Source organism: Clostridium sp. OF09-36, assembly GCF_003481985.1.
Taxonomy (GTDB): domain Bacteria; phylum Bacillota; class Clostridia; order Lachnospirales; family Lachnospiraceae; genus Brotaphodocola.
Map to the genome: position 1 here is coordinate 26,463 of NZ_QUMD01000003.1, position 23,648 is coordinate 50,110.

Consider the following 23,648-nt stretch of genomic DNA (forward strand, 5'->3'; position numbering starts at 1 on the left):
TGGATATGTTAAGGTAACAAACAGTAAATGACACGTTACAGACTGCAAAATGTACCAACTGAAAAAAGAAAGAATACCGTTGTGTGCTTTATTTCTCGATCAGCTTTTCAAACATGAGGAAAGGTTTTTATAAAAAAAGAGTAGTTACCGTTTTTTGGTAACTACTCTTTTCCTTTTTTAAGGTTTAAAGTCCTGGAAGTTTAGGTGTTTTGGGTATTGGTGGTGTAGGTAGCTGCAAGCTTTCCAATTTTTGTTGAATTGCTTTAAATTCAGGGGTTTCTTGGTGTTGATTTTGAACCATTTTTTGCTCTATTCTCTCCAAAGTCGGTTGAATTTCTTTCCCTGATACTTTACGATTTAATTCTCTTTCTAAGGTCTCTTTCGGACTAATGGAAGGCGTTTCTAAACTTGAATAGAAGTTTCACTCCTTCTCTATTATAAAGCCTTATATCGCTAAATAAGCCCGTTTTATGAAGGGTTTCTAAGCTGAAATGAACGGGTTTACACCCGGCCTTGACCTCCGCCCGCTGTCCCGCTGAATGGGTGGACAAGGCGGCCAATCCCTCAAAGTGCTTGGACGCTCTCTTTCTGATTTTGGAGCGTTTCTTTTCTAAAAATTGAAATGGGCGGGAAGCCATTTTAGGGCTTTCCCGCCTTGATTACTTTTTAGCAAAGACGGGCGTGACTGTCAACGGCGGCGCATGAAATGCGCCGTTCATCTTGACCGTTGACTGGCTCGGCTGGCTTTGCTATCTTCCTGACAAATGGGAATGTCTAAGATAGTAAAGACGTCCCACATGCAACTCTTTCTTTTATTGCGGAAACCGTATCTTTAATTGTGAATGTAGTTGTGTCTATGACATTTGATTCATATATCCCCAAACCGGAAAATTGCTCCCACATTGTTTCCACTAATTCAATATTTGTTTTTCTATCTAATTTTGAGCGTTCCACAGCTCGCTTCATAGTTTCTTTTTTACTCGCTCTTAATACAATATAGTGTACCTCGTAATCTTCTTGGGCAAGAGCTTTCCATGGCTCCAAAAACCATGGCCCGACAATCCCATCTACAATTACATCATATCCGCCACGAGCATATCGCTTTGCAGCTTCTAAAAAGGCTTCAATGACAACCAGATTTTGCTTGTTGGATTCTGGCAAATGTGGTGGTATTGCGCCTTTGCTTAAGTAATGAAAAAAGTCATCGGTGTGCATATGCACTGATTTATCCATATCTGATTCCTTTGCGACAATTGACGCAGTTGTTGTTTTTCCTGTCCCCGGTGAGCCTGTAATCACAATAATTCTTCCTTGATTCATCTGTATTTTCCCTCACAATTTGAATTTATCACTTTGTTCCTGCCTGCTCAATCATCTTCTTCGCAAACTGGTTTTCCCTGACCCTGATTGCCCACCAAGTAAAAAAGCGGTTGGCGATTCAACCGCTTTTTACTTGAACCAATTCTTCTAAATTATCATTTAAGCGATTCTCAAACTGTTTGTCAGTAAAATTGACTATATTTGCCATATTAAGCCACTTTCTCTTTATTCAAAACTTGTTTTGAGTAACGATTCATTGACCGCCAATACTCATGAACGGCTTGTAATTCTTCTAAAGAATAATCAAAAAGATTTACACGTTTTGCAAGCTTTAATTGGTTTAATAAATTGACTTCCAATAATTGAGAGTCATTTTTATTTAATTCATGGTTCAAAACATAGTTTAATTATTTCCTCCCGTTAAATAATAGATAACTATTAAAAATAGACAATACTTGCTCATAAGTAACGGTACTTAAATTGTTTACTTTGGCGTGTTTCATTGCTTGATGAAACTGATTTTTAGTAAACAGTTGACGATATTCTCGATTGACCCATTTTGAAACAAAGTACGTATATAGCTTCCAATATTTATCTGGAACATCTGTGGTATGGCGGGTAAGTTTTATTAAGACACTGTTTACTTTTGGTTTAGGATGAAAGCATTCCGCTGGCAGCTTAAGCAATTGCTGAATCGAGACTTGAGTGTGCAAGAGCAACCCTAGTGTTCGGTGAATATCCAAGGTACGCTTGTAGAATCCTTCTTCAACAATCAGATAGATGTCAGACGCATGGCTTTCAAAAACCACTTTTTTAATAATTTGTGTGCTTAAATGGTAAGGAATACTCCCAACAATTTTATACCTCTGTTTGTTAGGGAATTGAAACTGTAGAATATCTTGGTGAATTAAAGTGACACGAGTATTCAGTTTTAATTTTTCTGACGATAAGTTGAATAGATGACTGTCTAATTCAATAGACGTTACCTGTTTACTTATTTTAGCCAGTTTCGTCGTTAAATGCCCTTTACCTGTTCCAATTTCGTAAACGGTATCGGTTTCTTTTAAATTCAATTGTTTTATTATTTGGTTGAGTACTTTTTCACTCGTTAAAAAGTTTTGAGAATATTTTATATTTTTGTTCATGTAATATCCCTTTTTATTTGCTGTGAATATTCGCTCATTTTTCTTCCTCAATAAAAACTCTACCAGCTAACCAACATTCGTCTAATTCATTTGGGAATAATTCAAGCTGGCGAATCATATAATGTGTACTTGGAATGTAATCAAAATAAAACAATAGTGCTAGATATAAACTCCATGGAATTGGGCGTGTCCGATTTTCGTAGGCACTATAAGTTTGTCGTGAAATACCAACAGCCGAAGCAATTTCTTCTTGTGATGCACCAACTTTTCCTCTGAATGCGGGTAACTCAATCGCCAATTGAGTGGCCAAGTTCTCTTTCTCATCTTTACTAAAATTCCAAAACTGCTTATAAGCATCTCGCCCTACAAATTGAATCAATAAATCTCCTCCTGGGTATACTCTTTCGTAGAGTACATTACTCCACGAAAAAACACCGCCAAACACTGAAAACTCAGCATTATTTGACGGTGTTGACAATTTATTTGACGGCTAATAAATCAGAAAGCCGTTGCATATTTTCTCTTTTTAAATCCATGGATGGGTGTACATAGCGATTCATTGTAATATTCACGCTGGCATGACCCAATATTTCGCTGAGACTTTTTACATCGAATCCAAGCTCTATGCACCTTGTAGCAAATGTATGACGTAACGAGTGATAATTTGCGGAGGTGATTCCGCTGTTTTTCAATACCTTCTTAAAATGATTTTGCATGGTTCTTGGTTCTAATGGATTCTGATCGCTATTGGTTAGGATGTAGCCAGTAGAAGAAGCTTTGTGTGCTGTAAGAATAGTCATTAAGCCATGGGGTACTGGAATAGTACGGATGGAGCAAGCACTTTTTGGTGTGGTAACAACAATCCTTGTCTTGTATTCACTGTTGGTTCTATCTTGGATTCTCTGGAGCGTTTGATGCACGTGGATTGTGTAATCTGAGAATGAAACATCTTCCCATCGTAACGCACAAATTTCACCTACTCTGAGACCAGTGAATAAACATACTAATATACCAATATTGCAGGAATCAAGATTAGAATACAAGTATTGGCATAATTTTTCCTGTTCAGCACGACTCAAAACTCTCATTTCCTTCGTTTGACGTTTTATCTGTATAGATCGTGCGTCACAAGAAATGGCTTTCCCGTTTCGGGTGGCAAATTGTAAGACATTTCGAATTAGAGATAAAATATCTGAAACAGTTTTAGAGGAAAGTCCATTCTCCTTTAATCCACCAGAAACAAGGAAAAAATTACACTGCGTTTCAATAAACTCGTGTGTTATATCACGCAATTGTTTGCTTCCGAACACAGGAAGTATATACGAGCTGAGAAGATTCCTATATTTGTTGCTTGTAGATTCCTTCACTTTAGGACATATAGCTTGAAACCATTCCATAGCAACCTGTTCAAATTGATCTGAGCTAATTTCTGGATCGACAGTGACAGAATTACTCGTGCACGAACTTTGACTGATAAGTTTTGCCTTGACTTCTCGATATGACTTTGCATAAACATAACCGTAATTGGCTTTGCCTGTAGAAGATCGGGACTTAATGTATCTTCCTTCCCATCTGCCGTCTTTCCTTTTGTAAATATTTTCTCCTTTTCGTGCCATAAGGTACACCTCCTTCAATATGACTATAATTCTGACGGCAAATTGTGACTTTGGAACTTTCTAAGATGGATTTTTGTGCAAAACCTCGTGTTTTATGTCCCTAACATATTGACAAACAGTGCGACAATTTGTAAAATAAAGATATAAACTAAAAAAAACAGAGAAGAATGCGATTCGTGGAGTAATGTACTCTACGAATTTTTTATTTTAAAGAACCTCAAGATAGCTCATATTGTCGTCTTGGGGTTCTTTTCATTCTATCATTTAATGCAATCTGCCTATAAAATTTTATCATATTGCATTTATAAATGCAACTTGCACCCGATGTTGGTTGTTGAGATTTTTGGTACATTTTATAATGTATAGCAGAATCATACACAGCATGGAGGTGATTGAAACGCAACCGGAAATTGATTACGTTAAGATTGGTCAGCGCATTAGAGCTGCCCGACTGGAAAAGGGTTATAGTCAGGCTGATTTGGGTGCGTTGGTTGGTTGCTCGAACAATCATATGAGCCATGTTGAAGTTGGACAGACGAAAGTTTCTTTGGCAATGCTTCTAAAACTGGCATTCGTCTTGGAAAAGAACTTTGACTATTTTTTACTGGATACCCCATATGCAAAATGCGACAGCATCATTGATAATGAGATTGCTGCAAAACTGAAAAAGTGTAATGTAACAACATTGATAACCGTAGGAAAGTTGATTGATGTCTTGATTGACCAGCAAGAGATGATAAAAAAAGCGGAGCTTGATTGATATAATGAAAAAGAAGCCCATTGACGGTACAGAGTGAACTGCTATGGGGTTCTTTTTTGCAGCACAATATACTGATTCTTTAAGAAGCAAAAAGTCCACCAGTCATGATGCACTACGCATCGTACTGGTGGACTTTTTCTGTAAAGATATAAAAATAGATATTCATATATCGCCATAACCAATGTCGTTATCGTAGGCATGAAGATCTTCTTTCAGGAAATCTGCTTTACGAATATACATCGAATTTACCAGCTCTCCTTTTTCGTGGAGCAGGCTGAATTTGTAGTCTAATAATGCTGCCGGTACATAGAGCATTTTAGCCGTTTCAAAAAATGTGTGTTCCGAAAGGCATTCCAGGACTTTCCCATCTTCTAACAGAAGCTCCGCCGCAAAGAAGTTTGCTTCATTTTCTTCGATTGATCTATCATCAAAAACTTCCATTTCTTGAAAGCCGTGCATCATAGCGATTTTTGTATGCAGGACAGCGTGTCCTAATTCATGTGCGACTAATATACGCTCCAGGATACCGTTCACATTGTGATCTATCACGATATTCTTTTGTCTGGACTGGTAATAGAAGAAGCCCTTCAATTTCTTCTGTAAATCGTAATAGTGGATTTTGATACCTAACAGCTGACATAGCTCGTAAGGGTCTCTGGTGTGATATTTTCGCACAAGCTTATCGACAGTTTCAATGATATGCTCTGCCGTTTTCATTTGCTTCACCTCCGAATCGCACACAGAAAACATATTCTGTGCTTGAGGATTTTACTCTTTATCTTTATGCTTTCTGTATTTCTTCGGAGTGTACTTTTCCCGTGCTGTTTTCTTAGAGTCCATATAAACTGACATAATCGCCTGGAAGAATACATCTTTTGCGTCCTCGTCCAATTCTCCACCGGCAAACAGAGAATTTACACGACCCAACACTTCCTGAGCTTCTTTTGCTCCTTTTGAACCGAAGTTTTCCTTTGCCTCTAAAATAAACATATCCTGATCTATATGGCTCTGGCTATCCGTTTCAGATTCGTCCAAAAGATAGGACACAGAGATATGCAGTGCTTCAGCAAGTTTTCTGATGTTGCTTTTTCTGGGGAGTGTTCCGAGCTGCTCATAGGTGTAAAGGGATCTTTCGGAAATGCCGGTCATCTGGGCAAGCTCCGTTTGAGATAGGTTCATAGCCAAACGAGCTTCTTTAATTTTTTCTCCAAATGTCATGGTAGTATCCTTCCTTTCAAAAAATATTTATTCGTAACTTCCGATTATTTGTTGACAAACTTCTGGAAAATGCTATAATAAGAATCATAACAGAAGTTTTAATTCCACTTAATTATATATCGGAACTTTTATAAAGTCAAGAACTTCCGATTTCACTTCTGTTATTTTAATCAAATATCGGAAGTTATAGTCATTCTTGTCCCATGGTATTTGTTTCCCTTTAGCCAAGTGACAGGAGTTAGAAAGGAATTCTTATTTTATGGATTAGGCTGAAAGGAGATTCTGAATGAGCAGATATAATACACAGGTATTAAGCAGTATTCGAATGCTTTGCCGGATGCAGAACATTGACGAGAAGGTTCTGTATGAAAGAGCAAAGCTGATTTTATCCATATATCGAGAGGTGTGCTGGTCTACCATTGATCGTGCGAATGATGTATGTGATACCCTTATTTGTACTTACGGTGACAGCTTAGATGGTGCATTGATTTATCTGGAGAACTTTGCTCCGGATGAAGCGAGAGAACGATTTGAAGAACGCATTCGCAGCTTATTTGAGACAAAGTGGATCATTGAACTGGTAGATATGGCTATGTTGAAAATCAGAGAATATCCAGATAAAGGCGCTCTGTACTGTGAGATTATCTCAAAGGCATATCTCAACCGCTTCAAGTACAGGGAATCAGAAATGCTGGAGGTTTTGAATATGGAACGCAGCACCTACTATGACCGAAAGAAAGAAGCGATACTGTTATTTGGTCTGTCACTTTGGGGAACAGCCATTCCTAAATTGAAAGATTTCCTGGAAAGTGCCCGGGAGGAAGAAGCATTGTGTTATTGTGAATGCTAAGACAGGATTTAGTCCGACTAAAATCCGATGAAAATACGACGGTTCCCCTACTGAAAGTCCGACTTGTCCAGTGTTAAAATGGCTATGCTGGGAGATAGCGGCATAAAATTGAATAGAGAGAGTTACGCCTCGTGCCTGTAATGGGTACGGGGCTTTTTTTATACCTGCCTATTTTCCCCAATAATTAACACAAAGGCATGAACGAGAGCTTGGAGTAATTTACTCCGGCTCTTTTTTTATGCCTGCAAGGAGGACAGGCAGATGGCAAAGGGTATTGAGAATCGGGCACGATCTCCTCCCGCTGTTTTTGATTTTGCAACTTCACAAATTCAAAAACACGGAGGAACGAAAATGTATTACGACTTGGTTGAAAGCGGAAAAAGAATTAAAGCCTTGAGAAAGGAACATGGGCTTACACAGGAACAGCTTGCGGAGCAGTTAGGTGTTGCCGCAAACACCATTGCACGAATTGAAACCGGCAACAGAGGTATCTCTATTGATTTGGCAATCGAACTGGTTGTGCGCTTTGAGACAACCCTTGATTACATATTTTTAGGTCGTGAATAACCTCAAAACTATACCTACGAGGCAATAAAAACTTGCATGAGGAACAGGTACAATTTAGATACAGCCAAAGAAAATCGGCTGCTTGATCCTTGAAAACTGAATACACAGTCATCGAATACGTTCCTGTTGCCGGTGCGAGAGCATCAGCCACATCAGCGGTACGCCGAGACGTATCGGATAGAGAAACAGAACGACTTTCTTCTATAAATTAAGCGCTTGTCTCTCTCCCGATGCCAGCGATCAATACTGGCTTGTAAATATTGGGTTGCTCCCAATACGGCCATGAAAGCAACAGGATTAAAGATACTTCTCTACGGAGCTGGCGGAGAACCCGGCAGAGGTTAGATTCCTATGGAACTGATTCGCAATCAGTCGTTCGGTGATTCCCTGAGGGCGTAAGCCTCTTTCCCAGGGGTGCGTGGCAAATATGGGACACATAGACTTTTGGACTGACTGCCTGATTCCTTTCTGGCAGTCAGTTATTACATAGCCAACGAAAGGAGGTCATGGCACATGATGAAAGAAAATTGGGTATATTGCCGTGGTGATATTTATTGCGCCAAGCTGGACCCGGTAGTTGGGTCGGAACAAGGCGGCATCCGTCCGGTTATCGTCATTCAGAACGATACCGGTAATAAACACGCTCCCACATTGATTGTGGCAACGGTCACCACCAGAATCCATAAGAAAGCGAATATGCCGACGCACTTTGTTATTTACGACAATCCTGCATTCAAAGAAGCGTCCGTTGTTCAGCTGGAACAGATTCGTACCATTGATAAAAGCAGGATTGATAATTACTTAGGTAAGGTAACGCCCCGTGAAATGGTAGCGATTGAGAAAGCCTTATCTGTCAGCCTGGCAATGGAACAGCTGAAAAAGCGTTCCCCAAAACATAAAGCAAAGAGAGCGAAGGAGTGAACATAAATGTTTGAAGAAAGAATCGCTGCCATGAATCAGCGCACCGAAGAAGCGATGGCTGCTAACGCAGTTCAGTTTGATAAGAGAACCTATACGGTTGATGAGATTCAGGATATTCTGGGCATCAGCAGAACCAGCGCATACAACCTTGTGAAAAAGAAAGTTTTCCATAGCGTCCGCATCGGTGGCAGTATCAGAATCTCCAAAAAGAGTTTTGATGAGTGGTTGGATCATCAAATGTAAGATTTGTCAAGGGCGTCGTACAACCCGGCGACAAACTTCAAAACATATTGAGAGTTCGATAAAATGTAGCCATGACAAGAAACACATGGCTACATTTTTTACATAGGAGGTTGTACGATGGCGGAAATGAGAAAACGCACGAGTATGTCTGTTCTGGAAATGGGCAGGATGCTCGGTCTTGGTAAAACGGAGTCATACTGGCTCATTAAGAAGAATTACTTCAAAACCATTCTTGTCGGCAACACCATGAGGGTGATGATCGACAGCTTTGAAGAATGGTATGCCAATCAGTTCAAATACCAGAAGGTCGATGGAACCCCTCCCGGCGAGGAATTGAAGAAAACTACATATTCAATGGAGGAGCTTGGACAGCGCCTTGGGCTGAAAGAAGCGACTGCTTACGAACTGGTTGCCAAAGGGCATTTTGATGTGGTCGATGTCCTGGGCAAGCGCAGAGTGACAAAGGAGAGCTTTGAAAGATGGTATGCTTCTCAAACCGATTACCGCACGGTAGAGGATCAGGAACTGGATGCAGATATTATGGCATCCACCTACGGTCTGCCGGAAATGGCAAGAATGCTTGGGGTACATCGTCAGACCATTTACTATATCGTTGCCAATGAAGATTTTGAGCTTATCAAGGTTGGCAGGTATAAGCGAGCTACCAAAGAGAGCTTTGAAAAATGGTATCACAATCAGACCCGCTACCAGTTAGCGGAAGATAGACAGGAAAGGAGCTGATTACATGGCATCTATCGTTAAGAGAAAAAAGAAGTATTCTGTGGTTTATACATACACCGATGAGAACGGCAACAAGCGTCAGAAGTGGGAAACCTTTGAAACGAATGCCGAAGCAAAGAAAAGGAAGTTGCAGGTTGAATATGAGCAGGAGTCCGGAACCTTTATTCCCCCTTCTGCTAAAACCGTCAATGATCTTTTGGATGAGTATATGTCAATCTATGGTGTGAACACCTGGGCGATGTCTACCTATGAAAGCAGAAAGAGCCTGATTGCAAACTATATTCGTCCCCTCATCGGTGATATGAAGCTGGAGGATGTCACGCCGAGAATCATGGACAAGTATTACCGAGATTTGCTTTCTGTCAAAGCGGTTTCTTCTAAGTATGTAAAAGCCCGTACAGAATATCTGACTCCGCATACTGTCCGAGAGGTTCACAAGACATTGCGAAATGCTTTCAATCAAGCGGTCAAGTGGGAATTGATGACCAGAAACCCTGTGGAGCACGCTACGCTGCCGAAAGAAGAACACAAGACCAGGGATATCTGGACAGCAGAAGTGCTCCAGAAGGCTCTGGAAGCCTGTGACGATGATATTCTTCGTCTGGCTATTAACCTTGCCTTCTCCTGTTCCCTGCGAATGGGCGAGCTTCTGGGGCTTACCTGGGACTGTATTGACATTTCCCCCACCAGTATTGAACTTGGTCAGGCAAGCATCTTCGTTGAAAAGGAGTTGCAGAGAGTAAATCGTGAAGCGATGGCAGATCTGGACGGTAAGGACATCATGTTCAAGTTCCCACCGACCTTCGCCAGTACGCATACCGCATTGGTTCTCAAAACTCCTAAGACCAAAACAAGTGTCCGCAAGGTGTTCTTACCGAAAACCGTAGCGGAAATGTTGGTACAGCGAAAGGCTGACATCGAAGAACTGAAAGACCTTTTCGGTGACGAGTTCGTAGACTTCAATCTGGTTTTCTGTTCTTCCAATGGCAAGCCGATTGAGGGGCAGGTTATCAACCGTGCTTTCAATAAGCTGATTGAGGAGAAGGGACTGCCGAAAGTGGTTTTCCATAGTCTCCGACATTCCAGTATCACTTACAAGCTGAAGCTGAACGGCGGCGATATGAAATCCGTTCAAGGCGATTCCGGTCATGCACAGGTCAAGATGGTAGCGGATGTTTACTCCCATATCATCGACGATGACCGCAGACTGAACGCTGAAAGAATGGAAGCTGCGTTCTACTCAGGCAGACAGGCAACGCCTGAGCCGGTTCAACCAGCCGCAACGGAAGCTCCGCTGATGATAAAGAACTTCTTCTGAAGCTTCTGCAAAATCCGGAAATGGCAGCACTCCTGAAGTCGCTGGCAAAAACATTATAGTAACTGCAAGGGCAGATCCTTTTACATAGCTACAATAGCTGTAAAAGGGTCTGCCCTTATTTTTTTGTTATGGAGGTCAACGAGTATGGATAGAATCTTTATGGACGAGTATTACGAGCATCTGAGAGCTGACAATATCGAGGCATTTTCCAAGGAAAGGAACGACGAATATGTTGGCAGAGCTGAGGAATACAAAGCAGCAAAGTCGGCATTGCTTGAAGGATTGGGACTTGAGCATTTGTTTGACCATAGCCATGAACTGACTCCGAAAGAGAAAGAAATATGGATGCTGTTCGATAGGGTTGATGTAGCAGAGCTTCTTGCAAGGGATGCTTTTGCCAAGGGTGCTTATATGCTCGGCGCTGAGGATAGAGAGATTATGCTGAAATAAAAAAAGACCTGCTTCGGCGGGTCTAAATTACATAGAATCATTGAGTCTGAAAAACCTTTGAAATTCTTAATAATTCTGGTTGAAAAATTCATTTTGAAATGATATATAAAACAGACTGAAATCTGTGTCTAAGGACACCCGCACCCTCACACGAGAATGAATAGGATTTCCTATCATTTCGCATCACGAGAAGTTACATAGTGACATTTACTTGCACTTGCAACGTCCACCAAAAATCGAAAGACTTGCTAATTTCGAGCCAATCGGACGGTGTAAAATCCCTCTGAATTAGCTATCACAGCGTAGTATCAGATGGGATTTGAAATGCTGAAAAACCTTGTATTTCCAAGCATTTTTAAGCATTAGATGCCACTTCCCGATGTCGTATCGGGTCTACTCCTAAGCGCTAGTTGTGGGTTCGATTCCCGCTGGGAACAGTTTTTGCAGCAATGATCGAAACTCTATTTATATTGGGCTGGTCGAAAGACCCGGGTCCACCAAACGGCGGGTAAGACACCCGTCGTTTTTGTTTTTTGGAATTATTGGCTGCCATTTGTTTTTCTGGTGCTGGTCGATGCGGTCTTTATCCGATCTTGACTTAAATAAGGAATGTAGTTAGAGATTTTGGTTGACATATTTTCAGAAGCTAGGTAATCTAATATTAGAGACAGGCAACCTGAGTGTCTGTCAAGCTGTGAAGTAAGGTATTGTGCCAGAGAGCAGTATCTTATGAGCTTTATAAGGGTTTGACATTTACCACAACCTGGCTAGAGGTTAATTCTCGAAAGAAAATGTTATCATGACTTAATTGGGTGAAGAAGCATAAATTTTCTTTGACTATTTCAAAGCTACAGTGTAATCTAAAAGAGATACTTATAAGGTCGGAACAGAGACCTAAAACCTGTTCCAGTGGTCGGGATGGAGACCGAAAACCCATTCCCATTGCAGGATAAACTGTGAAAAATTAGTAGAAGGATGGCTGTGAAGTCATTCTTCTATTTTACTATATGGAGGTTTGATGGAAGAACAGAAGAGTTTTACACAACGCGTGAAAGAAACATAAATCACAAATCTTGGTCAAAAAAGCATCGATATCCGACCCCATACACGGTATAATATAGGTAATTTAATAAGGAAACAGAGTTATCATTGTTATGGTATCGTAAAACTGATTACAAGAAAATGAGCTCCAAGGGAGGAATAAGCATGAATCATGAAGACTATAAAAAAGCCGCAGACCACTGGAAACCAATCGATGCGGCTTCCGTTAAGATGCCGCGGGAAGAACTGCTTGCGGCGATTGAGAGTTATATTCTGGCGAACGATACCTGTGCGCTTGCCACGGGAAGTGGAAGCCAGATCCGAAACACTCCGATCGAGTATACATACCACGACAGGGCATTCTGGATGTTTTCGGAGGGCGGCGAAAAGTTCCTAGGCCTTGAGCAGAATAAGAATGTATGTCTTGCAATCTTTGACAAGTATGCCGGGTTTGCGAAATTAAAGGGAATGCAGGTTCAGGGCGTTGCAGAGATTGTAGAACCATTTTCGGAAGAATATCTGAAAGCGGCAGAGTTTAAGAAAATCCCGATTGAGATGTTAAAAAAGCTTCCGGAGGTCATGAACCTGATTAAAATTGTGCCGGAGCGGATTGACTTTCTGAACTCGGATTTCAAGAAAGACGGATACGGGAGCCGCCAGGAACATGTTTATTTTTGAGAAAAAATCGTCATTTTCTCTACAATATCTCCATAATTTATGCTAGAATATGCCGTACAAAAAAATCCGGTTACCGAACACGCCTGCGTGAACTGTAGCCATGTGGAGAATTGGAATGAATATATTTTATGATGAAAACATTGATTTAAAGATCCGGTTGTTTTATGTACTGGCTTTGACAGCTTGCATTGCGAATACGCTTGGATACCTGACGAATATGCTGTTATATGGCATGACGGCAGCTACGCTGTTTCCGCTTTTCTGTGCCGTGATCATCTATGCGGCAAGTGCCTATGGTATCAAGACAAAGAAAACGAAAATTCCGGTCGTTCTGATCCTGGTGATCTGCGATCTGATTGAGTTTCCGGTGCTCTATTGCAGCTATGGTTTTTACCGCTTGTCTTATATGGTTCTGGGAATTGTGGCAACAACATTGTTTCTGGAGGATAAATGGCGGATTAAGGGAACCAGTGCCCTGATCTTGTTTGATCTGGTATTCATTGTATGGAGACAGCGCGACCCGGCTTTCTTTGCTGCATTTGCGGGAAAAGAGAATATGAGCTCGGTGGTTATTACGTTCCTGATCGCAGGCAGCAGTATTCTGATGCTGCTGAGTATTCTTCTCAAGCAGTATACAAGGCAGCAGAAGTGCCTGGAGGAGATGACAAAGGATCTGCGGTGGATGGCGAATCTGGATCCGCTGACCCACCTGTATAATCGCCGCTATCTGACCCAGTATCTGGAGGAGAAGAAGGCGGACGGAGAAAATGCTTTTTCGGTTGTATTGCTGGATATTGATGATTTTAAACAGATCAATGATACGTATGGTCATATGTTTGGAGACGAGGTATTGCAGACATTTTCGGAGATTCTTCTGAAGCATATGAAAGGACAAGGACTTGTGACCCGTTTTGGCGGGGAGGAATTTATGCTGGTGTTCCACACGACAGACCAGAATAAGATACAGCAGGTTTTAAACGGCTGTGCGGATGATTTTAAAGAGTATGGGATGTCTTCCAAAGGGAAGCCGCTGACATTCAGTGGCGGTGCTTCGGTCTTTCATGGGGAAGATATGCTGGTCAAGCTGTTCAACTATGCGGATGAGCGCCTGTATCAGGCAAAAAACACAGGAAAAAGACATGTGGTATATGATGTGTAGCAACATAAGATATGCTTATAAAATGATAATGTTGTGATAAAGGGGGATTACCAATGAAAATTGTAATTATTAACGGAAGTGCCAGAAAGGGCAATACCTTAACGGCAATCAATGCCTTGATCAAGGGAGCATCTAAGAATCATGAGATCGAGGTGATTCAGCCGGACAAGCTGCACATCAGTCCATGTAAAGGCTGTGGCGCCTGTCAGTGCTATAAGGGCTGTGTTGACCAGGATGATACCAATCCGACGATTGAACAGATCGCGGCGGCGGATATGATCGTATTTGCGACACCGGTGTACTGGTGGGGAATTACCGGACAGTTGAAACTGGTGATTGATAAGTGTTATTGCCGCGGTCTGCAGCTGAAGGGCAAAAAGACTGGTCTGATCGTTACAGGAGGTGCGCCTGTAAATCATGATCAGTATGATCTGATTGAGAAACAGTTTGCATGTATGTCTGAATACCTGGAATGGGATATGCGCTTTCAGAAGAGATATAGTGCGAATGGGAAAGATGAACTGGCGAAGAATGAGGCGGTAATGAAGGAACTGGAAGAATTGGGGGCTCAGTTGTAACTGCTGCTTACGTGTTTGGCAAACCGCAACGTGTGAACAGTAACCGCCAGGTTAAGATGGCAATATAAATTTTGCATTGCAAATTGACAAGAAAAAATGCATATTGTATAATCAGAATCGTTCATCGGAGGGTGATTTGTTCCATTTAAGTAACCGGGTGATACAGACCCGTTGCTGATGCAGAAACAATAGCTGGATAAGATGGCAGGTTGAAATATCTGCTTTCTTATCCGGCTTTTTTTATTGCATTGTATATCGAAGAAGGTGCTGGTGGCATATCCGCTGATTTCAGAGGAAATTATAGCGTGGAAAAACACGCTCCACAGAATAAAAAATAAATGATCAACATTGGAGAGAAAATTTCATGGAGAGAACCACATCATTTACAGAAGGGAAAATTTTGCAGCCGCTCATCTTATTCGCATTTCCAGTCCTGTTGGCGCTGTTTTTGCAGGCAATGTACGGTGCGGTGGATCTGCTGATTGTCGGAAAGTTTGCTTCCTCCGCAGATGTATCCGCGGTATCGACCGGTTCGCAGATCATGACAACACTGACGAACCTGATCAGCAGCTTTGCGATGGGAACCACGATCTTGCTGGGACAGCAGATCGGAAGCGGAAAACGGGAAGAGGGAGGCCACACGGTAGGAACGGCGATTTTGCTGTTTGCGGGAATTGCGGTGGCATTGTCGGTTATTCTTGTGGCATTTGCCCCTCAGGTCAGCCGTGCAATGAATGCACCGGAGGAGGCGTTTCACAAGACTGTGGATTATATCCGGATCTGCGGCGGAGGTATGCTGGGTGTCCGTGTGCCGGTGTCTTATCTGGTGAGTATCCAGCCGAAGACATCTCTGTTTCATATCGGGCTGGCGACGCCGATGTCGTCTGCGCTGCAGCTGGTTTTGTGTGTGGGATTTATGATGTGGCTGAATAAGAAAAGAGGAGGTGCCAGTGGCACCTCCGATGATTAATTTTCTCCGAACAGAATCTTCAATTTTTTCAGGCAGTGGAAGAATGCTGGAAGCAAAAACGCATCTGCAAAGATCCACGCAAGTGGGCTGGCGAAGCACGCCGGAAGGAACCCGAATACCGGAACCAGGCAGAAGCCGACGAGTGACCGTGCAGCCATCTCGCAGACTCCGGCCAGGATCGCAAACGTGGAAAATCCCATTCCCTGGATCGTGAAGCGGACGACGTTGACAAAGGTCAGCGGGATATAGAACATACTGTTTGCGGCCAGGAACGTGGCTACCCTGCCGATGATCTCGGTCTGCCCTGCGTCCATGAAGAGAAGCGCAATGTATTTGCCGCCGAAAAGCAGGACCACAAATGCGATCAGGGAATAGATGATCCCGATCAGACTTGCAGCTTTCAGTCCTTCTTTTACGCGATCCAGCTTTTTGGCACCGACATTCTGGCCTGCGTAGGTTGCCATGGTACCGCCGAGTGCGTCAAACGGACAGCAGAAGAACATGCTGACCTTGCTTCCGGTGGAAACTGCTGCCACGGCCATGGAGCCAAGCGAGTTTACCGCGGTCTGGAGCACAACGCTTCCGATCGCCGTGATGGAATACTGGAGCCCCATCGGGATTCCCATGCCGCAGAGGACGCGGAGCATGTGGCTGTCCGGTCTCCATTCGTCCTGTTTCATATGCAGGATCGGATAATGCCGGATCATGTAGATCAGGCAAAGCACTGCGGAAATTCCCTGGGAGATGATGGTAGCCAGTGCCGGTCCGCGGACTCCCATGCCGAGGACAAGGATCGTGAAGAAATCCAGGGCGATGTTCATGAGGGAGGAAAGCAGCAGAAAATAGACCGGTGTTTTACTGTCTCCCAGGCTTCGGATGATGCCTGCGAGCATGTTGTAAAGATAGGTGACAGGAATTCCGAGGAAAATCACGAAAATGTAATCGTAAGCCCCCTGGATGATATCTTCCGGCGTGTTCATCCACTGCAAAATGTCCATGCAGAGGATACCGACGATGGTTGTCATGACTGCGGCGAAGACTGCGGACAGCCAGCCGGAGTTGGCTACGAATTTCCGCATCCCGTTATAGTCTCCGGCACCGAATTTTTGGGCTACCGGGATTGCAAAGCCACTGCATGCGCCGGTGCAGAAGCCGATGATCATAAAGTTAATGGAGCTCGTTGAGCCGACCGCTGCCAGGGCTGATATGCCCAGACATTTACCGACAATGATGGTGTCGACCATGTTGTAAAACTGCTGGAAAAGGAACCCGAAAAGCATCGGGATCGCAAAGCTTAAGATCAGCTTCATCGGGGATCCGACAGTCAGGTCCTTGATGTCATTCTTTTGCATAATATCTCCTTGTGTATATTCGTTCGGAAAGTTTCCTGTGATTTATGAGGAATCTCAAATCGGATGTATTATAAAACAAGGTAAAAGAAAAGTACATAGGGCAATTGCAAAAAAATCGGATGTCAGGTAAGCCATGAACCGTGAGCGGTTTGCGCAACGCATGAACTGCAACGAGCTCGGAACACAAAATGAGGTTGCATTTGTGTAAAGAGAACAGCTATAATGATTACACTATAAATTAAGAAAAGAAGTGACATTATGTTTTTTATGATGGGAATTACCGATGGAAGAAAGCAGCTTGATTTTACGCAGACCGTCATCTGCAGTGTATGCGGCAAGTATGGGCGGTACCAGGTCTTTATGACGTATACGGTGTTGTCGTTATTTTTTATCCCATGCTTGAAGTGGAACCGGCACTATTATGTGCAGATGAGCTGCTGCAATACGCTGTATGAGCTTGATCCGGAAATCGGAAAGGCGATTGCGCGTGGGGAACAGGTGGAGATTCTGCCGCAGCATTTGACGATGGTGCAGCAGGGAACCAGTGGATATGGACACCGGCATTGCGATCATTGCGGTTATGAGACAACAGAAGATTTTGAGTATTGCCCGAAGTGCGGGAACCGGTTTTAGAAAAATATGGGCGTCAGATCCGAAAAAGTGGATCTGACGCCTTTTTTGATTGTTAAGCATCCCAAAGCAATTGTTAATGAGTTAATGACAGTAGTTACAGGTCAGCCTATTTCTCAAATTCATCGATCCTACAGCAGCTTCAAAATCTCATCCCGGTCTATCAGGATGCTGCTGATTCCCTCTCCGGAGAGAATCTCTTCGGCCAGGTCCTGCTTACTCTTCTGAAGATTCTGGATCTGCTCTTCGATGGTGTGTTCCGCGATCAGTTCGTAAACGGTTACGGTGTTTTCTTGGCCGATGCGGTGCGCACGGTCGGTTGCCTGGTTCTGGGCTGCCACGTTCCACCACGGATCGTAGTGGATGACGATGTCAGCAGCAGTCAGGTTCAGGCCGGTTCCGCCGGCTTTTAAGGAGATGCAGAATACCGGGACATCGTTTGTGGCGAAGCTTTCAACTAACTGCATGGGCTGGATTGCCAGACGCTCTGGGTGGATGGAAGCTATATTGGACTACTGGATCAGCAGATGAGCTTCTTAAAACCGGTATACGTGGGAGATACGATTTATCTCACGATGACTCCGACTGCAAAGCGTTTATCAAGAAAACCAGGACGTGGAATTATAACATACCGTATTTCTGTCTTTAATCAGAAGGAAGAAATGGTTATGGATGGAACCTGGGTTATTTTGATGGCGACTGACCGTGAACATATGGAATAAGGAGAAGATACTTATGGCGATGAAAGATTATGTATTTCCTGGGAAAACCTATGATGAATGGAATGTAGGAGACGAATTTATCACTGGAGCACGAACGATTACAGAAGCAGATATTGTAAATTTTGCAGGTTTATCTGGTGATTGGAGCGCTACCCATACCAATGATGTTTACGGAAAGAGTACGATTTATGGTTCAAGAATTGCATATGGAAATGTAACATTTATTGTTAGTACAGGTTTGCTGGCACAGACGAGAATGTTTGAAGGTACGGCAACAGCGCTGCTTGATATGAAAATCAGTTATCAGGAGCCGGTAAGATTTGAGGATACTATTTACTGCAAGTTAGTCGTAGAGGAAAAACGTCCAAGTAAAACGCCTGGTAGAGGCGTGGTTACGTTCCGTGTATATGTTTATAACCAGAGCGATGAACAGGTAGCAGAGGAATGTCTTGTTTTTCTGATTTCTTCTGAAAAAGCAAGTTTGTAAAAAATCAATTTTTGAGCTTCGCTGTCTGAGAATCTTTCATCAGGCAGCGGAGTTCATTTTATATGGAGAATATCATATGGAATTGATAGAAAAAACGATTGGGCAGTATTTGGAGGAAGAGGCAAGAAATAAAGAAAATCATATGGCAATAGAAGAGAACGCCTGGAGCTGCACCTATGCACAGTTAAATCAGATTGCTGAGACACTTGCGTTTGAGATGGAAAGTTTGGATATAAAAAGGGGAACGCATGTAGGAATCTGGAGCGAAAACAGTGCGGCCTGGGTGTTTGTTTTTTTGGCTTTAATGAAGAGAGGGGCCATTCCGGTACTTTTGAATACCTGTTACAAAGTGGAAGAGATTCGGAAAGTTCTGGACTATTCAGATGTGGAGATCTTATATTATGGGACTGGCTACAAGGATTGTGTCTATGCAGACATGATTGCAGATTTGCATAAAAAATTACCAAGAATTAGATATTTTATTTCAATGAATAAAATGAATGACAGAGCGTGGATAGAAAACCATGAATTAGGGAGCTGCAGTTCGTTTTCAGCAATGAGGGAATTGGTGAATCCGGGGGACACAGCATGCATTATCTTTACGTCTGGAACAACCAGTATGCCGAAAGGTGTCATGCTAAGTCACTATAGTATTGTGAATAATGCGAGGGCCGTGGCCATGGCTATGCACTGGAATGCAACAGATAAAATGTGTATTACGGTACCATTGTTTCATTGCTTTGGAATTACTGCTGGAATTGTTGCTTGTCTGGTCAGCGGTATGTGTATGCATATTATTCCGTATTTTCATACGCTTCACGTGTGGGAGGCTATAGAAAACAGTCATTGCAGTGTGTTAAATGGAGTGCCGAGCATGTTTTTGGCACTGATCCGCAAGCAGGAACACAAAAGCAGAAAAGGAAAAGATTTGAAATCAGGAATTATTGCAGGTTCTGCTGTAACATCATTGGAGTATAAAGAAATCTGTTCACGCTTTTCTTCAATGCATCTGCAGCCGGCATATGGTCAGACGGAAAGCGCACCATGTATCTCGATAGCAGACTGGGAGGACAGTATAGAAAATAAGGCAACATCGGAGGGGGAGGTTTTAGAGCATATACAGATTCGAATTAATTCACTGGACTACGAAGAAAACGGTCAATCAGGCGTATGTGGAGAAATCCAGGTTCGAGGATATAATGTTATGCAGGGATATTATAAGAAGCCGGAAGAAAACAAGAAAGTGTTTACAGAAGATGGATGGTTAAAGACGGGAGATATCGGATATTTGGATGAATGCGGGAGACTGCGTATAACAGGACGTTTGAAGGAAATGATTATTCGGGCTGGGGAAAATATCGCACCACAAGAAATTGAAGAGGTAATCAGATTATTTGATGGTGTAGATGGAGTTAAGGTAATAGGAATTCCAGCAGAAGTATTGCAGGAAGAAATCGTAGCTTGCATTGTACCAAAGCAAGGATATCCCATATCAAAAGAAGCGCTTCAGGCATTTGTAAGATCCAGACTGGCAGATTATAAAGTCCCGGCACATGTTTTGCAATTTACAGAACTTCCTATGAATGTAAGCGGGAAAATTGATATAAAACAGTTAAAAAAGCTTGTGCAGGAACGGATTTGCATGGGAAAAAAGTAAATATTAGGCAGGAAATATGCAGTGGGGATATTTCCTGCCATTTTTTTGTTGCCATACATCTGAAATGAGTTGTCAGTGCAAAATCTCTTTTCATTTATTGCCCAGCCAGCCCACGGATCTTTTCAATCCCCGGCAGATGCCGGTTCACAAAGGAGATCATTGGCCCGATAAGGATGGCAGATACAATGGTGCCAAGTCCGACGCCGTTTAAGCGCTGGAAGAAAAGGAATGACAGTACGATCGCAATGATGATCAACGTAACATCAAACCGGATCTTGACCTTACCGAATTCGATGCCGGATACGCGGGAGATTGCATGGACAATGCCCTCACCCGGAACCTTGATGACATCAGGAGCAACTTCTACGCTGATCCCGATGGCAAGGATCGCGCAGCCAATCAGTAGGCTTAAGATGCGCAGTGGCAGTGTCTGCGGGTTCAGCCATGCCAGCACGAGCATGCTGATATCAATAAAGAAGCTGAACAGAATGTTGGCCAGAACCTGCAGAAACTGGATCGGGTGAAAATCCTTTTTCAGGATCGCGATCTGCATGACAATGAAGATCATATTAAACAGGAACGTGGTCTGCCCGAAGGTCAGCATGGTGAATTTTAGGCTTAAAACATAAGGAATACTGGAAATCTGGGAGGTGCCCAGGGCGCTTTTGGTGATGAAGGCAACGCCAAAAGAGTTGATGATCAGCCCCAGAATAAAGAAAAAATAGCGTTTGGCAAGTGGTGGCATGGAAAAAGTCCTCCTTTGTAAATTTTTTTGCAGGTTTTTGATAAATTTTGTTTATTGCTGTTACGTTATTATTAAGGATACCACGATTTTATACTTGAAACAATGAACGCATTTACTTTTTTGCGTGGTGGTGTTACTATTTATATTAGGGAATTCTGCGTTTTTGGGGGGAGAATTTGGGTTGTGCATGAGTGAACAGCAATGAAGATAGATTTGGCAGCAGATTCTGCCAGACGCATATGCACAACCAAAAATACGGCTAAGGGGGAAGGAGCATGGCATTGTATACCAAGCATACAGAAAAACTGTATAAAGCAGCCTTATGGGCTGGAAATATCGTGCTCATGCTCGTTGCAGTCGTTGTCTCCCTGATCTATGCGTATCATGTCCGCACTTCGCAGATCGAAGTAAAACAGGCGGATTTTATTTCCACGGTAGAATCCATGAAATCCGTTTCCCAGAATTATCTGGACAGTGAGCGGGGCTATGTGGAAAACTGGGCATTCTACATCAACGACCGGCAGATGACGCGGGAAGAGGCATTGGACTTTTTGCGGTCTATCAACACCAATCCGGGGCGGTATGTTCATATTGTAGATATGGAAAATTTTGATGCCTGGTCGGCAAGCTATCCGGCTGGTCATGATGAGATCGATACTTATCACAGATTCCAGGGCGAGTTAAAGGACTGGGAGCAGCTCATGCTGGATGCCATGTGGGAGATGTACAATGGCACAGCGCCGAAGTTTACGGTGGTCGGGCGGTATCAGCTGGATGAAACGGTTTCACCGGCAGTCAGTGTCGGGGCACGGATCACGCTGCAGACGGAAGATGGGACGAAAGATTTTCTGCTGCTGCGGGCCATTCCGACAAATGTACTGCAAAAGACCTGGGTATTTCCGGCAGAATACCAGTCTGCCGAGGTCGGGATCATGACAACAAAAGGCGGTTATGTGATCCAGTCTCCATCCATGAAATCAATTTCGTTTCCGGAATATATTCGGGGCTATAATTTCCAGGATGATTACAACAAGGTGGACAGTTTCCAAAAAGAACTGGAAAGCACCGATCATGGTGTACTCTGCTATAAAAATTTCAGGAATGAGGACTGTCTGTGGTATTATTCGTCCTTTGGTGGCAATTCCAATCTGGATATCCTTGGTGTGATCCGGTTGGATGAGCTGCAGCCGGAGAATGGCACCTGGCTGATCGTGTTTCTGATCTGTGGAACGTTGGCGGCCCTGGTGTTGCTGGACGGACTTTATCTGCGCCAGGTAAACCGCAGACTTCGCAAGACTGCGCAGCTGGTACAGGAGGCCAGTGAGGCAAAGACCCAGTTCCTTTCCTCCATGTCACACGATATCCGCACGCCGATGAACGCCGTACTTGGCATGATGTCGATCGCAAAAAGCCATGTGCAGGATCCGGAGTATGTGACGCAGTGTCTGGATAAAGCGATGACATCTGGAAAACGCCTGCTGACCCTGATCAACGATGTCCTTGATATCTCAAAGATCGAGAGTGGTCAGTTTGTGCTGACTCCTTCGGAGGTCTTGGTGGAGAAATTTTTTAAAGAGCTGGACGATATGCTGGCGCTGCAGATCCGGGAGAAAAATCTGCATTTTACCATTCAGAAAGATGCGCTGCCGCATCCGGTTGTTCTGGCCGATCCAATCCGGCTTAATCAGATATATATGAACCTTCTGTCAAATGCTGTGAAATATACCCCGGATGGCGGCAGCATTACCATGCGTTTTGGGGAAGAGCCGGCAGAGGCGGATAAGAAGCTGACTTGCCTGGTCTTTTGTGTATCCGATACGGGAATCGGCATGACACCGGAATATCAGGACCGGATGTATCAGTCTTTTTCGCGTGAGATCAATACCCAGGTAAACCGGACTTTGGGTCTGGTCTGGGACTGGCGATTGTGCGTCAGATGGTTGATCTGATGGGCGGTACGATCACCTGCGAGAGTGAGGTTGAGAAGGGAACGACCTTTACGGTTCGACTGAATCTGCCAATTGTAGATCAGCAGCCTGTGACAAAGCAGGAGGGACATCTGGAAGATGATGAGGTAAGAGGTCTTCATCTGCTGGTTGCAGAGGACAACGAGTTAAACTGGGAAGTGATTGAGATACTTTTGGAAGAATTCGGGGTTACCTGTGAGCGGGTGGAAAACGGAAGGCTCTGTATCGAGCAGCTTTTGGCAAATCCTGCAGGCACATATGATGCGATCCTGATGGATGTGCAGATGCCGGAAATGAATGGTCTGGAGGCCAGCCAGCGGATCCGGAACTTAGACGAGGCAGCCCTTCGGAATATTCCGGTGATCGCCATGACGGCAGATGCCTTTGCGGAGGATGTACAGGCCTGCATCTCCAGTGGAATGAATGGCCATATGGCAAAGCCGATCGATACCATCGTGCTTTTGAATTATCTGAAAAAGATAAAAAATAAAATGTTTTAATGGGAGCGTTACG

The 23,648-nt window shown here is 43.3% G+C and carries 25 protein-coding genes and 5 pseudogenes; 18 read left to right on the forward strand and 12 right to left on the reverse strand.

What is annotated here, in order from left to right; all coding sequences use genetic code 11:
• Positions 1–184 precede the first annotated feature (184 nt).
• From DXA97_RS21845 to DXA97_RS03420, 7 genes and pseudogenes are all read right to left on the reverse strand, one after another.
• Positions 185–488 (reverse strand): annotated as a pseudogene (locus DXA97_RS21845) (toxin zeta); the annotation flags it as partial.
• A gap of 286 nt (positions 489–774) precedes the next feature.
• The gene (locus DXA97_RS03395; protein ID WP_002304402.1) at positions 775–1,320 is read right to left on the reverse strand and encodes an AAA family ATPase; all 546 of its coding nucleotides are present in this window, start codon (positions 1,318–1,320) and stop codon (positions 775–777) included.
• 60 nt (positions 1,321–1,380) lie between these two features.
• Positions 1,381–1,528, reverse strand: a pseudogene (locus DXA97_RS21850) (hypothetical protein); the annotation flags it as partial.
• Between the two features lies 1 nt (position 1,529).
• Positions 1,530–1,727: pseudogene (locus DXA97_RS03405) on the reverse strand (antitoxin); the annotation flags it as partial.
• Positions 1,728–2,495, reverse strand: coding sequence for a 23S rRNA (adenine(2058)-N(6))-methyltransferase Erm(B) (gene erm(B) / locus DXA97_RS03410; protein WP_255420040.1), 768 nt, complete (start codon positions 2,493–2,495; stop codon positions 1,728–1,730).
• Between the two features lie 4 nt (positions 2,496–2,499).
• Positions 2,500–2,844: a helix-turn-helix transcriptional regulator gene (locus DXA97_RS03415; RefSeq protein WP_243107545.1), complete on the reverse strand. Its 345-nt coding sequence runs from the start codon at positions 2,842–2,844 to the stop codon at positions 2,500–2,502.
• 100 nt (positions 2,845–2,944) lie between these two features.
• On the reverse strand, positions 2,945–4,081 hold the full coding sequence (locus DXA97_RS03420; protein WP_002304408.1) for a site-specific integrase: 1,137 nt from the start codon (positions 4,079–4,081) through the stop codon (positions 2,945–2,947).
• Between the two features lie 382 nt (positions 4,082–4,463).
• On the opposite strand from DXA97_RS03420, the gene DXA97_RS03425 reads away from it, so the two are divergent.
• The gene (locus DXA97_RS03425) at positions 4,464–4,841 is read left to right on the forward strand and encodes a helix-turn-helix transcriptional regulator (protein WP_002578940.1); all 378 of its coding nucleotides are present in this window, start codon (positions 4,464–4,466) and stop codon (positions 4,839–4,841) included.
• Positions 4,842–5,003: 162 nt separating this feature from the next.
• On the opposite strand, the gene DXA97_RS03430 is transcribed toward DXA97_RS03425, so the two are convergent.
• Both DXA97_RS03430 and DXA97_RS03435 read right to left on the reverse strand, forming a co-directional pair.
• Positions 5,004–5,558, reverse strand: a complete 555-nt coding sequence (locus tag DXA97_RS03430; RefSeq protein ID WP_002304410.1) for an ImmA/IrrE family metallo-endopeptidase — start codon at positions 5,556–5,558, stop codon at positions 5,004–5,006.
• 51 nt (positions 5,559–5,609) lie between these two features.
• Positions 5,610–6,059, reverse strand: coding sequence for a helix-turn-helix transcriptional regulator (locus DXA97_RS03435; protein WP_002304411.1), 450 nt, complete (start codon positions 6,057–6,059; stop codon positions 5,610–5,612).
• A 286-nt stretch (positions 6,060–6,345) separates the two neighbouring features.
• Here DXA97_RS03435 and DXA97_RS03440 point away from each other — a divergent pair, with 286 nt between their 5' ends.
• From DXA97_RS03440 to DXA97_RS03490, 11 genes and pseudogenes are all read left to right on the forward strand, one after another.
• The gene (locus DXA97_RS03440) at positions 6,346–6,909 is read left to right on the forward strand and encodes a hypothetical protein (protein WP_002304412.1); all 564 of its coding nucleotides are present in this window, start codon (positions 6,346–6,348) and stop codon (positions 6,907–6,909) included.
• 261 nt (positions 6,910–7,170) lie between these two features.
• Positions 7,171–7,476: a helix-turn-helix transcriptional regulator gene (locus tag DXA97_RS03445; protein ID WP_002304413.1), complete on the forward strand. Its 306-nt coding sequence runs from the start codon at positions 7,171–7,173 to the stop codon at positions 7,474–7,476.
• 513 nt (positions 7,477–7,989) lie between these two features.
• Positions 7,990–8,397, forward strand: coding sequence for a type II toxin-antitoxin system PemK/MazF family toxin (locus tag DXA97_RS03450; RefSeq protein ID WP_002578938.1), 408 nt, complete (start codon positions 7,990–7,992; stop codon positions 8,395–8,397).
• A 6-nt stretch (positions 8,398–8,403) separates the two neighbouring features.
• The gene (locus DXA97_RS03455) at positions 8,404–8,640 is read left to right on the forward strand and encodes a helix-turn-helix domain-containing protein (protein WP_002304418.1); all 237 of its coding nucleotides are present in this window, start codon (positions 8,404–8,406) and stop codon (positions 8,638–8,640) included.
• Between the two features lie 117 nt (positions 8,641–8,757).
• Positions 8,758–9,381 carry a helix-turn-helix domain-containing protein gene (locus DXA97_RS03460; RefSeq protein WP_002304420.1) on the forward strand — a complete coding sequence of 208 codons (624 nt, stop codon included), beginning with the start codon at positions 8,758–8,760 and terminating at the stop codon, positions 9,379–9,381.
• A 4-nt stretch (positions 9,382–9,385) separates the two neighbouring features.
• A pseudogene (locus tag DXA97_RS03465) lies at positions 9,386–10,758 on the forward strand (tyrosine-type recombinase/integrase).
• Positions 10,759–10,843: 85 nt separating this feature from the next.
• Positions 10,844–11,149, forward strand: coding sequence for a hypothetical protein (locus tag DXA97_RS03470; RefSeq protein ID WP_002304425.1), 306 nt, complete (start codon positions 10,844–10,846; stop codon positions 11,147–11,149).
• 1,206 nt (positions 11,150–12,355) lie between these two features.
• Positions 12,356–12,868 (forward strand): pyridoxamine 5'-phosphate oxidase family protein, encoded by a 513-nt coding sequence (locus DXA97_RS03475; protein ID WP_118718576.1) that lies wholly within the window; start codon positions 12,356–12,358, stop codon positions 12,866–12,868.
• A 115-nt stretch (positions 12,869–12,983) separates the two neighbouring features.
• Complete coding sequence (locus tag DXA97_RS03480) at positions 12,984–14,027, forward strand: GGDEF domain-containing protein (protein ID WP_182436786.1); 1,044 nt, start codon at positions 12,984–12,986, stop codon at positions 14,025–14,027.
• Between the two features lie 53 nt (positions 14,028–14,080).
• Positions 14,081–14,605 carry a flavodoxin family protein gene (locus tag DXA97_RS03485; protein WP_118718578.1) on the forward strand — a complete coding sequence of 175 codons (525 nt, stop codon included), beginning with the start codon at positions 14,081–14,083 and terminating at the stop codon, positions 14,603–14,605.
• A 364-nt stretch (positions 14,606–14,969) separates the two neighbouring features.
• On the forward strand, positions 14,970–15,575 hold the full coding sequence (locus DXA97_RS03490) for an MATE family efflux transporter (RefSeq protein WP_118718579.1): 606 nt from the start codon (positions 14,970–14,972) through the stop codon (positions 15,573–15,575).
• Here DXA97_RS03490 and DXA97_RS03495 read toward each other — a convergent pair.
• Positions 15,572–16,927 (reverse strand): MATE family efflux transporter, encoded by a 1,356-nt coding sequence (locus tag DXA97_RS03495; protein ID WP_118718580.1) that lies wholly within the window; start codon positions 16,925–16,927, stop codon positions 15,572–15,574. The two genes, DXA97_RS03490 and DXA97_RS03495, sit on opposite strands and share 4 nt — an antisense overlap.
• 258 nt (positions 16,928–17,185) lie before the next feature.
• On the opposite strand from DXA97_RS03495, the gene DXA97_RS03500 reads away from it, so the two are divergent.
• On the forward strand, positions 17,186–17,560 hold the full coding sequence (locus DXA97_RS03500; RefSeq protein WP_118543106.1) for a zinc ribbon domain-containing protein: 375 nt from the start codon (positions 17,186–17,188) through the stop codon (positions 17,558–17,560).
• Positions 17,561–17,688: 128 nt separating this feature from the next.
• Here the strand turns inward: DXA97_RS03500 and DXA97_RS03505 are convergent.
• A pseudogene (locus tag DXA97_RS03505) lies at positions 17,689–18,021 on the reverse strand (C-terminal helicase domain-containing protein); the annotation flags it as partial.
• Between the two features lie 27 nt (positions 18,022–18,048).
• Here DXA97_RS03505 and DXA97_RS03510 point away from each other — a divergent pair.
• From DXA97_RS03510 to DXA97_RS03520, 3 genes are all read left to right on the forward strand, one after another.
• Positions 18,049–18,279: a hypothetical protein gene (locus DXA97_RS03510; RefSeq protein WP_147354187.1), complete on the forward strand. Its 231-nt coding sequence runs from the start codon at positions 18,049–18,051 to the stop codon at positions 18,277–18,279.
• 13 nt (positions 18,280–18,292) lie between these two features.
• Positions 18,293–18,766 carry a MaoC/PaaZ C-terminal domain-containing protein gene (locus tag DXA97_RS03515; protein WP_118718582.1) on the forward strand — a complete coding sequence of 158 codons (474 nt, stop codon included), beginning with the start codon at positions 18,293–18,295 and terminating at the stop codon, positions 18,764–18,766.
• Between the two features lie 76 nt (positions 18,767–18,842).
• Entirely contained in the window at positions 18,843–20,423 is a 1,581-nt protein-coding gene (locus DXA97_RS03520; protein WP_118718583.1) for an AMP-binding protein, read from the forward strand.
• A 94-nt stretch (positions 20,424–20,517) separates the two neighbouring features.
• Here DXA97_RS03520 and DXA97_RS03525 read toward each other — a convergent pair whose 3' ends face one another.
• Complete coding sequence (locus DXA97_RS03525; RefSeq protein WP_118718584.1) at positions 20,518–21,168, reverse strand: DUF6198 family protein; 651 nt, start codon at positions 21,166–21,168, stop codon at positions 20,518–20,520.
• Between the two features lie 275 nt (positions 21,169–21,443).
• On the opposite strand from DXA97_RS03525, the gene DXA97_RS21475 reads away from it, so the two are divergent.
• A complete protein-coding gene (locus DXA97_RS21475; protein WP_118718585.1) occupies positions 21,444–23,117 on the forward strand; it encodes a histidine kinase dimerization/phospho-acceptor domain-containing protein in 1,674 nt (557 codons plus the stop codon).
• Positions 23,105–23,635, forward strand: a complete 531-nt coding sequence (locus DXA97_RS03535; protein WP_118718715.1) for a response regulator — start codon at positions 23,105–23,107, stop codon at positions 23,633–23,635. The genes DXA97_RS21475 and DXA97_RS03535 overlap by 13 nt, the downstream gene beginning before the upstream one ends.
• The last annotated feature ends 13 nt before the right edge of the window (positions 23,636–23,648 follow it).

What these genes read in the sequence shown, in the direction of transcription:
- DXA97_RS03395 (WP_002304402.1), bottom strand. Translation starts at nt 1,320, where the DNA reads ATGAATCAAGGAAGAATTATTGTGATTACAGGCTCACCGGGGACAGGA.
- DXA97_RS03420 (WP_002304408.1), bottom strand. Translation starts at nt 4,081, where the DNA reads ATGGCACGAAAAGGAGAAAATATTTACAAAAGGAAAGACGGCAGATGG.
- DXA97_RS03425 (WP_002578940.1), top strand. Translation starts at nt 4,464, where the DNA reads ATGGAGGTGATTGAAACGCAACCGGAAATTGATTACGTTAAGATTGGT.
- DXA97_RS03430 (WP_002304410.1), bottom strand. Translation starts at nt 5,558, where the DNA reads ATGAAAACGGCAGAGCATATCATTGAAACTGTCGATAAGCTTGTGCGA.
- DXA97_RS03435 (WP_002304411.1), bottom strand. Translation starts at nt 6,059, where the DNA reads ATGACATTTGGAGAAAAAATTAAAGAAGCTCGTTTGGCTATGAACCTA.
- DXA97_RS03440 (WP_002304412.1), top strand. Translation starts at nt 6,346, where the DNA reads ATGAGCAGATATAATACACAGGTATTAAGCAGTATTCGAATGCTTTGC.
- DXA97_RS03445 (WP_002304413.1), top strand. Translation starts at nt 7,171, where the DNA reads ATGGCAAAGGGTATTGAGAATCGGGCACGATCTCCTCCCGCTGTTTTT.
- DXA97_RS03450 (WP_002578938.1), top strand. Translation starts at nt 7,990, where the DNA reads ATGATGAAAGAAAATTGGGTATATTGCCGTGGTGATATTTATTGCGCC.
- DXA97_RS03455 (WP_002304418.1), top strand. Translation starts at nt 8,404, where the DNA reads ATGTTTGAAGAAAGAATCGCTGCCATGAATCAGCGCACCGAAGAAGCG.
- DXA97_RS03460 (WP_002304420.1), top strand. Translation starts at nt 8,758, where the DNA reads ATGGCGGAAATGAGAAAACGCACGAGTATGTCTGTTCTGGAAATGGGC.
- DXA97_RS03470 (WP_002304425.1), top strand. Translation starts at nt 10,844, where the DNA reads ATGGATAGAATCTTTATGGACGAGTATTACGAGCATCTGAGAGCTGAC.
- DXA97_RS03475 (WP_118718576.1), top strand. Translation starts at nt 12,356, where the DNA reads ATGAATCATGAAGACTATAAAAAAGCCGCAGACCACTGGAAACCAATC.
- DXA97_RS03480 (WP_182436786.1), top strand. Translation starts at nt 12,984, where the DNA reads ATGAATATATTTTATGATGAAAACATTGATTTAAAGATCCGGTTGTTT.
- DXA97_RS03485 (WP_118718578.1), top strand. Translation starts at nt 14,081, where the DNA reads ATGAAAATTGTAATTATTAACGGAAGTGCCAGAAAGGGCAATACCTTA.
- DXA97_RS03490 (WP_118718579.1), top strand. Translation starts at nt 14,970, where the DNA reads ATGGAGAGAACCACATCATTTACAGAAGGGAAAATTTTGCAGCCGCTC.
- DXA97_RS03495 (WP_118718580.1), bottom strand. Translation starts at nt 16,927, where the DNA reads ATGCAAAAGAATGACATCAAGGACCTGACTGTCGGATCCCCGATGAAG.
- DXA97_RS03500 (WP_118543106.1), top strand. Translation starts at nt 17,186, where the DNA reads ATGTTTTTTATGATGGGAATTACCGATGGAAGAAAGCAGCTTGATTTT.
- DXA97_RS03515 (WP_118718582.1), top strand. Translation starts at nt 18,293, where the DNA reads ATGGCGATGAAAGATTATGTATTTCCTGGGAAAACCTATGATGAATGG.
- DXA97_RS03520 (WP_118718583.1), top strand. Translation starts at nt 18,843, where the DNA reads ATGGAATTGATAGAAAAAACGATTGGGCAGTATTTGGAGGAAGAGGCA.
- DXA97_RS03525 (WP_118718584.1), bottom strand. Translation starts at nt 21,168, where the DNA reads ATGCCACCACTTGCCAAACGCTATTTTTTCTTTATTCTGGGGCTGATC.
- DXA97_RS21475 (WP_118718585.1), top strand. Translation starts at nt 21,444, where the DNA reads ATGGCATTGTATACCAAGCATACAGAAAAACTGTATAAAGCAGCCTTA.
- DXA97_RS03535 (WP_118718715.1), top strand. Translation starts at nt 23,105, where the DNA reads ATGGTTGATCTGATGGGCGGTACGATCACCTGCGAGAGTGAGGTTGAG.